The following is a 9031-nucleotide window of genomic DNA, read 5'->3' as shown; positions in this document are numbered from 1 at the left end:
TGCAGGGGGGACCCTGTGGGAGAGTAGGACGCCGCCGAACTTATATTGCTGATAGCCCCCGCACTCCGGTGCGGGGGCTATTTTGCGTTTACGGTGACTCTCGTTCGGGATTCCCTTTCCAGGGTTCGTTTCAGGACGGCTGGACCAGTTTCGTGTCGTACGCCAGGATCACTGCCTGGATTCGGTCCCGGGAGCCCGTCTTTGCGAGGATGCGGCCGATGTGGGTCTTCACCGTCGACTCGGCGAGATGGAGGCGTGCGGCGATCTCCAGGTTCGTCCAGCCCTTTCCCACGACCGTCAGGATCTCGCGTTCGCGGTCCGTCAGGGCGGTGAGACGGGGGTCCAGGGCGGGGGCGGTGTCCGGGGACGGCGTGGGGAGGTGCTCGGCGTAGGCGTCCAGGAGGCGGCGGGTCAGGGCCGGGGCCACGACCGCGTCCCCTGTGGCGACCGAGCGGATCCCGGAGAGGAGTTCCTCGGGCTGTGCGTCCTTGATGAGGAAGCCGGAAGCTCCTGCCCGCAGGCCGGCGTACGCGTACTCGTCCAGGTCGAAGGTCGTGAGGATGAGGACGCGGGTGCGATGGCCCGTGGTGACGATGCGGCGGGTCGCCTCGATGCCGTCGAGGCCGGGCATGCGGATATCCATCAGAGCGACGTCCGGGTGGAGTTCGGCCGTCATGCGGACCGCCTCGGTGCCGTTGGACGCCTCGCCCACGACCGTCATGTCGTCCTGGCTCTCCAGGAGCATGCGGAAGCCGAGACGCTGGAGCGGTTGGTCGTCGGTGATGAGGACGGTGGTCACGAGGTGGCTTCCTCCGGAACGTGGAGATGGACCCGCCAGCCGCGGTCGGGCAGCGGGCCCGCCTCAAGTGTCCCGTCGTACAGGGCTGTTCGCTCGTGCATGCCGGTGAGGCCGCGGCCCGGTGCGCCGGCCGGGGGCGGGCCTCCGCGACCGGTGTCGGTGACCGTGACCGTGACGGCGCCCCCTGCCTCGTACGATACGGAGACCTCCGAAGTGGCCTCCGGGCCACCGTGTTTGAGGGTGTTCGTGAGGGCTTCCTGGATGACGCGGTAGACCGTGAGCTGTGTGCCGGTGGGGACGGAGTCGGCGGGGCCCACGATCTTCGTCAGGACGGGGAGGCCCGCCGCCCGTACGCCGTTGACGAGTTGGTCGAGGTCCGTGAGGGACGGCTGGGGTGCGAGCTCCGCCGCCGTGGAGGCATCTTCCCGCAGGACGTCGAGGAGGCGGCGGAGTTCGGTGAGGGCCTGACGGCTGGTGGTGCCGATGGCGGTGAGGGCCTGGGCCGCGCTCGCCGGGTTCTTGGCGGCGGCGTACGAACCGCCGTCCGCGAGGCTCGTGATGACCGAGAGGTTGTGGCCGATGATGTCGTGCATCTCGCGGGCGATACGGGCGCGTTCGGCGGCGGCGGCGAGCTGGGCCTGCTGGTCGCGTTCCACCTCGAGCCGGCGGGCGCGGTCCACGAGCGAGGCCAGGTACTCCTGGCGGGTGCGGACGGCGATACCGCCCATCGCCGACAGGGCGAGGCTCATCGCGGTGGGGACGACGTTCTGGTCGAGGCCTTGCTCCGCGGGATAGCGGGTGCCGGCGACCATCAACGGAAGCACCGTCAGGGCGTACGACCACAGGAGGGTGCGCAGGCGGGTGCGCAGGGCGATGTTGAAGAGGACGACGAGCAGGAGCATCGAGGCCTGGAGGAGAGCACCGGACCAGGCGTTGACGACGGCGACCGGGAACGTCACCAGGAGTACCGCGAAGGGGTGATCGCGGCGCCACAGCAGGGGGACCGAGAAGCCCAGGGACATCGTCCAGAGGAGCCAGGCCGGTGTGCCGGTGTTCTCGGTGACGTGCCGCCAGCCGCCGCTGGAGACGTCGATGGTGCAGGCGATCACGTAGAAGCCGGTGAGCAGGGCGTCCCACAGCAGCGGGCTGCGGCGGTCGAAGGCGCGTGCGCGCTGCCAGACGCGGTGGAACTGGCGGGTGAGGGGCTGCCCGTTCGGCGTCCAGTCGCCCTGCCAGTCCTGTTCGCGGGTCGCCCCGGCGGTCGCCTCGCCGGATGCTTCGCGGGTCACAGGTCCATTCCCGTAGTCATGCTCCTGATGCTCCGCCGAGGGGAGGGGCCGGGCGTCGGACGACGGAGGTACAGGGGGTGGGGCTCGTAGTACCCCGGTACCACGGGGTGTCCGTGAGCCCTGACGAGTGGTCCCGGCCGAGGGTCACGCCGGGAGGTCGTGGTGGGGCCAGCGGGAGCGGGCCTGTTCGCGGGAGCGGAGCAGGGCCAGGGTGGGGAGGCCGCGGTCCGAGTCCGTGGACGCGGCCAGGAGGTCAGGGAGTTGAGGGAGTGGGGCCACCGCGGCGACGTCGTCCAGGACGAGGGTGAGTGGTGGGTCGAGGCGACCGGAGGATGACCGTTCGGCCATGCGCCGGCCGCGCTCGACCACGCTTGAGGCGAGGGCCGTCAGGAGGGGCATGGCGCCGGGATTCGACCTCGGGTCCTCGATGGGTTCACCGACCACATAAAGCGTGCCCCCTTCGTCGACGAAGGAATCCAGGGTGAGGGTGTCGGTTCGGTTCGCGGTGCAGGCTTCCCTGACGTTGACGGTGAAGAGGGCGGAGAGCGCTCGGGCCGTCAACTCCTGTGCGATGTCCCGGCGTTCGGGATGCGAGGTGAGGGCGGCTTCGAGTTCGCCCGCGGAGCCGGAGGCCGCCTTGGGGTTCGTACGGAGGATGCGTACGGCTTCCTGGACCTGGGTGCCCTGGGCCCAGCGGTGGACGTGGCGGATGGCGCGGCCGTCCACGGCGGCGGCGTGGAGGTAGCTGCGCAGGAGGGTCTCCGCGGTGTCGGCCACCGCCTGGTCGATCCTGGCGGTGGGGCGGACCGGGGCGAGGAGGGCCGCGGCCCGGGCCCTCGCGGTCTCCTTGGTCTCGCAGCCGGCGGACGGGGACCAGTGGAGGCGGGCCGGGGTGTCGCAGAGGTGGGAGGGGTCGTAGAGGAGGACGGGGCCCAGCTTGGCGCGGGCGTCCTTCGTTTCCGACCAGAGGGTGGGGTTGGAGGTGATGACGAGGGCGGCGCCGTCCGCGTCCCGGATCGCCTGGACGGCGAGGGGGTGGCGGGTCTCGGGCGGGCCGAGGACGACCGGGCCCCGCGGAGTGGGCACCGTCAGGGCCGTGCTCTGCGCGTCGATGCCTTCCCATGCGTCCATGCGGTCGGTGGCGGCCACGGCGGGGGCCTGCTCCAAGGGCGGGGCGGGCTCCGTCGCCGGTACGGGGTCGGCGACCGGTACGCGCTCCATGGCGGGGTGCGGGGCGCTCTCGCGGGGCCCGTTGCCGGGGCGGGGTGCCGCCTTCGGCTCCGGTTGCGGCTCGGGCGTGAACTCGGGCGTGGGGTCCGGCGCCGAGGGGACTGACGCGGTCGCGGCCTGCGTTCTGCGTCTGGTCCTGCCCGCCTTCCATCTCGCCACCGTCCCCAGCACGAACACCGTGAGGACGACCAGCACCATCACCTGGCCGATGAACAGGCCCCAGAAGAGCCCGTACCCCGACAGCTGGGCCGCCGGTGTGTCCGGCCAGGCCCCCGGGACGTCGTGGGGCGCCTCGACGAGGTGCCGCATGGCCAGGGGCGTACGGCCGAAGGTGACCCCGGCGGGCCAGGAGCCGTGGGCGAAGAGGCCGGCGAGGCCGGTCGCCGTCCACACCATGACGCTCATGCCGAGGACGAAGGCCAAAAGGCCGAGCAACAGCCCGTCGGGGATGCCCCCTTCGCCGCCGCGGTGGCGGTCGCGATCGTCCGGTCTCATCTCGGGCCGCTCCTCTACGCCACCGTGGACTCGGACGAGTCGTCGAGGTCGCTCAGGTGTTGCTCCATGAACGCCGCCGCCCGCTCCTCGGCCTCCAGCTCGGCGGCGCGCAGGGCGTCGTCCGCGAGGTGGTCGACCGACGACTCCGTCATCGCGCGGTCGGTGAAGACGAGTGGCCGTTCCGTCTCGGTGATCAGGTGCTTGACCACCTGGACGTTGCCGTTGACGTCCCACACGGCGATGCCCGGGGTGAGGGAGGGGATGATCTCGACGGCCCACCGGGGCAGGCCGAGCACCCGGCCCGTCGATCTGGCCTCGTCCGCCTTCTGGGCGTAGATCGTCCTCGTCGAGGCCATCTTCAGGATCGCCGCGGCTTCCTTCGCGGCGGCCCCGTCCACGACGTCCGACAGGTGGTGGACCACCGCCACGAACGACAGGCCGAGCCGTCGACCGAACTTCAGCAGGCGCTGGAAGAGCTGGGCGACGAAGGGGCTGTTGATGATGTGCCAGGCCTCCTCGACCAGGAAGATGCGCTTCTTCCGGTCGGGGCGGATCCAGGTGTGCTCCAGCCACACGCCGACGATCGCCATGAGGATGGGCATGGCGATGGAGTTGCGGTCGATGTGGGACAGGTCGAAGACGATGAGCGGGGCGTCGAGGTCGATGCCGACCGTCGTCGGGCCGTCGAACATGCCCCGCAGGTCACCGTCGACCAGCCGGTCGATGACCAGGGCGACGTCCAGGCCCCAGGCCCGTACGTCGTCTATGGCGACGTTCATCGCCTCGGCCGACTCCGGTTCGGGGTGGCGGAGTTGCTCGACGATGTCCGTCAGGACGGGCTGGCGGTCGACGATCGACTCGTTGACGTACGCGTGCGCGACCTTCAGGGCGAAGCCGGAGCGCTCGTCCAGGCCGTGGCCCATCGCGACCTCGATGATCGTCCGGAGCAGCGCGAGCTGGCCGGTCGTGGTGATCGCCGGGTCGAGAGGGTTGAGCCGGATTCCCATGTCCAGGGCGGCGGTCGGGTCGAGCCGGATGGGGGTTATACCCAGCTCACGGGCGATGAGGTTCCATTCGCCGTCGCCGTCCTCACCCTGTGCGTCGAGCACGACGACCTGCCGGTCGCGGAACCTCAACTGGCGCAGGACGTACGTCTTCTCCAGCGCCGACTTGCCGTTGCCGGACTCGCCGAGGACCAGCCAGTGCGGTGCCGGGAGCTGCTGTCCGTACAGCTGGAAGGGGTCGTAGATGTAGCCCTTCCCGGAGTAGACCTCGCGGCCGATGATGACGCCGGAGTCGCCGAGGCCGGGGGCGGCGGTCGGCAGGTAGACGGCCTGGGCCTGGCCGGTGGACGTGCGCACCGGGGGCCGGGTCGTCTCGACCTTGCCGAAGAGGAAGGACGTGAAGGCTTCCGTGAGGACGGTCAGCGGATCCCGCATGAAGTCCTACCTCCGGATACCGGTCGCGAACGGGAGCGTGTTGACGAAGGCCCGGTGGTGTTCGCGGTCGCACCACTCCAGCTTCAGATACGACTTGCCGGCCGAGGCGCGGATGGTCCGCTTGTCGCGGGCGAGCGCCTCGGGGTTGCGGGACGAGACGGTGATGTAGCCGACGAGGTTGACGCCGGCTGCGCCGCTCGCAAGGTCCTCGCCGCGCTGGTCCATGCGGTTGTGCGAGGCGACGTCGCGGGGGTCGACGGTCCGGTTCATCTTGGCCTGGCGGCTGGCCTCTGCCTCGTCGTTGGTCTTCTCGGTCAGCATCCGCTCGATGGCGACCTCGGTGGGTTCGAGGTCCATGGTGACGGAGACCGTGCGGATCACGTCGGGGGTATGGACGAGCAGCGGGGCGAGGAAGTTGACGCCGACCGGGGTCATCGGCCATTCCTTCACCCAGGCCGTGGCGTGGCACCAGGGGGCGCGGGTGGAGGACTCGCGGGTCTTGGCCTGGAGGTAGGTCGGCTCCATGGCGTCCAGTTCGGCCGGCCAGGCGTTGCGCTTCGTCATCGCCTGGATGTGGTCGATGGGGTGGTCCGGGTCGTACATCGAGTGCACGAGGGAGGAGAGCCTGCCCTGGCCGAGGGGCTGGCGTACCCGGATGTCGGCCTCCTGGAGCCGTGAGCAGATGTCGGTGAGCTCGCGGGCCATGACGACGGCGAGTCCGGCGTCCTTGTCGAGTTTCTTGCCGCCCTTGGGGCGGGCGGCGCGGGCCATCGCCTGGGCCTCCGCGGCCAGTTCGCGGGAGTAGTGCATGCAGGCGACGAGGTAGGCGCGGTGCTGTTCGCTGCTCGTCGACACCATGGACTGGAGCTGGTCGTACGACTGCTGGAGCCAGCCGGGGGCGCGCTCGTCGCCGCGTACGGCGACGTCCTTGGCGTGGGCGTCCGGGTCGGCGGGGAGCGTGCGGGCGAGGATCTGGAGGCGGGTGACGAAGCCGTCGCCGTTCGCGACGTGCTTGAGGAGGGTGCCGAAGCGGTCGACGAGGGCCTCCTGGTCCTCGCTGTCGCGCAGGCCGACGCCCGGGCCCTCGATCTCGATCGCGGCGGTGACGGTCTTGCGGTCGGCGTGCAGGAGGACGGCGATCTCGTCCGGGCCGAAGGGTGCCGCGAGCCAGGTGATGCGTCCGATGCCCGGGGGCGGGCCGACCTCGACCTCGCGGCCGTCGATGCGGGTGCCGGACTCCATGACGTTGCTGCGGTAGGCGGTGCCCGCGCGCAGGCTGCGCTTGTAACTGCGGTTGATCTCGAACCACTTGTAGAAGGTCCGCCGCTTGTACGGCACGTACACGGCGGCCAGTGCGATGAGCGGGAAGCCCATGAGCAGGACGATGCGCAGGGAAAGCACGGGGACGAGCAGGCCGCACATCATGCCGAGGAACGCGCCCACGATGATCAGTGCGATCTCGCCGGACTCGCGGTTCCGGCCGACGATCGCGTTCGGCCGGGCGCGGCCGATCAGATACGTACGGCGGGGCGTGACCGGATGGGACGCATGGGCCACGTGTGAGTCGGTCGTCAACGCCCTTCACCTCCCGTGCGGTTGTTGCTGCTGTTGCGTGTGTTGGCGGCGTGGGGGGTGTTGACCGGGCTGCTGCGGGGTGGGGGTGCGGCGGAGGGGACGGATCCGCCGCCGCCGGACGAGCCGCGTGAGCTGTGGGCGGCGACGCCGCCGGAGGCCGGGTTCGAGGGGCGGGCGCCGCTGTTGCCGCCGCCTCCGCCGTTGTTGTCGGCCCGGGTGCTGTGGGTCTTGATGCCCTGGGCGACGAGGGTGGCGGGGGAGCTGATGACGGCCGCGGCCTTGCCTTCGGCGCCCTGCATGATGCGGTTGTTGCGGGAGCCGGCGATCTCGTCGCCGAAGCCCGGTACGAAGCGGTAGATCATCGCGCTCGCGAAGATGGCGAGCAGGATGATGGCGAGGCCGGAGACGACGGCGGAGAACGCGTCGGGCCCGTCCTCGGCGGACAGGGCTCCGGCCAGGCCCAGCACGATCACGATCACCGGTTTCACGAGGATGACGGCGATCATGATGCCCGCCCAGCGGCGGACGTGGCCCCAGAGGTTCTTGTCGACCAGGCCGGCGTAGACGACCGTGCCGAGCAGCGCGCCGACGTAGAGGAGCGCGGCTCGGATGACCAGCTCCAGCCACAGTACGCCCGCCGCGAGGATCGACACGAGGGACACCACGATCAGCATGATCGGGCCGCCGCCGATGTCGGTGCCCTTGTTCAGGGCGCCGGAGAAGTTGCCGAAGAAGGTGTCCGTCTGGTTGCCGGTCGTCTTGGCGAGGACCTCCGCGACGCCGTCGGTCGCCGACACGACGGTGTAGAGGATGAGCGGGGTGAAGGCGGAGGCCAGGACGGTCAGCCAGAGGAAGCCGATCGCCTCTCCGATGGCGGTGCTGAGGGGGACGCCTCGCACGGCCCGCTTGGCGACGGCGAGCAGCCACAGGAGGAGGGTGAGGATCGTCGACGCGGCGAAGACCACCGCGTACTGCTGGAGGAACGTGTCGTTCGTGAAGTCGACGGTCGCCGTGTTCTGGACGGCGTCGCTGAGTTTGTCGATGGTCCAGGAGGCGGCTTTGGCGCAGCCCTTGGCGAGGGAGGCGAGGGGGTCGAGGGTGTCGCTCACGCCGGGTGCGGTGCCGGGTCCGGTGCTGTCGCCGGTGTCGTTCTCGCAGATCCGCTTGGCCTCGCCCGAGAGGAGGCCGCAGTTGTCGTTGGACGGCGTGGGCGTGGGCGTGGGGGCCGCGGCGGCCCGCGTGGCGAGGAGGACGGCGGTGGTCTGTACGGCTGCGAGGGCTGCCGCGATCGTGCGCACGCGGTGTCGGCTACCGGGCATACGTGAACCCTCCGTACTCCTCGACGGCCTTCGAGATCTCTTCGGATGTCGAGACCTTGTTGTCGCCGTTGACCGGCGCGGGACCGTCCTTCTGGGTGAAGGTGTCGATCTTCCAGTCGTCGTCGGCCCAGCGCATCTGGAGGGTCATGGTGAACCAGTCGCTGGTGACCGGGTCGGTCGAGTTCTCGGCCGCCATTCCGAACACGCCCGCGCACCAGACCTGGACGGTGGTCGTGCTGTCGGAGTAGCTCGTGACCTTGGTGCCGACCGGCATCGTGCGGGAGACGTACGTGCTGCCGGTCGGCGCGGAGCCGTTCTCGTCCAGGCCGACCTTCTCCAGGAAGGCCTTGTCGTAGGTCTTGTCGAGTCTGGTCTCCAGTTCGGAGACCTTGTCGGCGGCGAACACCTGCTGGACGATCTCGCCGCGCCGGGCGGGCTTGAGGATGTCCGCCGAGACCAGCACCACCGCGTAGTTCGCGGCGGCGGACTCCGCGCCCTGCCGGTCGTGCGCGAACCCCGAGGGGATTCCGCCCGCCTTCGTCTCCACGGGCCGGTTGCCTGAGGCGGCCGTGGGCGCGCTCTCCGCCTTGTCGCCGTCCGCGGCCGCGCCGGAGCCGGAATCGTCGCCACCGCGGTTCGCGAAGGCGATCGCCGCGATCAGGAGCACCACGACGCCCACGACGGTCACGAGGCTGCGGGACGACGAACGGCCGCCGCGTCGTGCTCCGCCGTAGACGTCACCGGGACTGTCGGGCAGCCGCGTGCGCGTCTGGCCGGTACCTCCGTACCCGCCGTCCTCGCCGCGTGCTCCGTGCTCGTCGCCGAGACTCATGCCGCGTACGCCCCCTCAACCTCTTGCTGAACCGCGTAGTACGACGGTAGCCC

General features: G+C 70.5%; 7 protein-coding genes. All 7 read right to left on the bottom strand.

The features are described 5' to 3' along the window. Positions 1–130 precede the first annotated feature (130 nt). Positions 131–799, bottom strand: coding sequence for a response regulator transcription factor (locus tag KUF83_RS02020; RefSeq protein WP_217452747.1), 669 nt, complete (start codon positions 797–799; stop codon positions 131–133). Then, positions 796–2088 carry a histidine kinase gene (locus KUF83_RS02015; protein WP_217452746.1) on the bottom strand — a complete coding sequence of 431 codons (1293 nt, stop codon included), beginning with the start codon at positions 2086–2088 and terminating at the stop codon, positions 796–798. Before KUF83_RS02015 ends, KUF83_RS02020 begins: the two co-directional genes overlap by 4 nt. A 144-nt stretch (positions 2089–2232) precedes the next feature. Continuing rightward, positions 2233–3813, bottom strand: coding sequence for a type VI secretion protein (locus KUF83_RS02010; protein ID WP_217452745.1), 1581 nt, complete (start codon positions 3811–3813; stop codon positions 2233–2235). 14 nt (positions 3814–3827) lie between these two features. Further along, positions 3828–5252, bottom strand: coding sequence for an ATP-binding protein (locus KUF83_RS02005; RefSeq protein WP_217452744.1), 1425 nt, complete (start codon positions 5250–5252; stop codon positions 3828–3830). A 6-nt stretch (positions 5253–5258) separates the two neighbouring features. After that, positions 5259–6827 (bottom strand): SCO6880 family protein, encoded by a 1569-nt coding sequence (locus tag KUF83_RS02000; RefSeq protein WP_217452743.1) that lies wholly within the window; start codon positions 6825–6827, stop codon positions 5259–5261. Further along, positions 6824–8146 carry a hypothetical protein gene (locus KUF83_RS01995; protein ID WP_217452742.1) on the bottom strand — a complete coding sequence of 441 codons (1323 nt, stop codon included), beginning with the start codon at positions 8144–8146 and terminating at the stop codon, positions 6824–6826. The genes KUF83_RS02000 and KUF83_RS01995 overlap by 4 nt, the downstream gene beginning before the upstream one ends. After that, positions 8136–8978 carry a hypothetical protein gene (locus KUF83_RS01990; protein WP_217452741.1) on the bottom strand — a complete coding sequence of 281 codons (843 nt, stop codon included), beginning with the start codon at positions 8976–8978 and terminating at the stop codon, positions 8136–8138. The genes KUF83_RS01995 and KUF83_RS01990 overlap by 11 nt, the downstream gene beginning before the upstream one ends. Positions 8979–9031: the final 53 nt, after the last annotated feature.

The organism is Streptomyces sp. BV286, assembly GCF_019090165.1.
Taxonomy (GTDB): Bacteria; Actinomycetota; Actinomycetes; order Streptomycetales; family Streptomycetaceae; genus Streptomyces.
The sequence above is the reverse complement of the archived record's forward strand: the minus strand, read 5'-3'. Positions and strand labels throughout refer to the sequence as shown.

Excerpts from the sequence above, each read along its gene's own strand:
- KUF83_RS01990 (WP_217452741.1), bottom strand. The coding sequence starts at position 8,978 with ATGAGTCTCGGCGACGAGCACGGAGCACGCGGCGAGGACGGCGGGTAC.
- KUF83_RS02005 (WP_217452744.1), bottom strand. The coding sequence starts at position 5,252 with ATGCGGGATCCGCTGACCGTCCTCACGGAAGCCTTCACGTCCTTCCTC.
- KUF83_RS02010 (WP_217452745.1), bottom strand. The coding sequence starts at position 3,813 with ATGAGACCGGACGATCGCGACCGCCACCGCGGCGGCGAAGGGGGCATC.
- KUF83_RS01995 (WP_217452742.1), bottom strand. The coding sequence starts at position 8,146 with ATGCCCGGTAGCCGACACCGCGTGCGCACGATCGCGGCAGCCCTCGCA.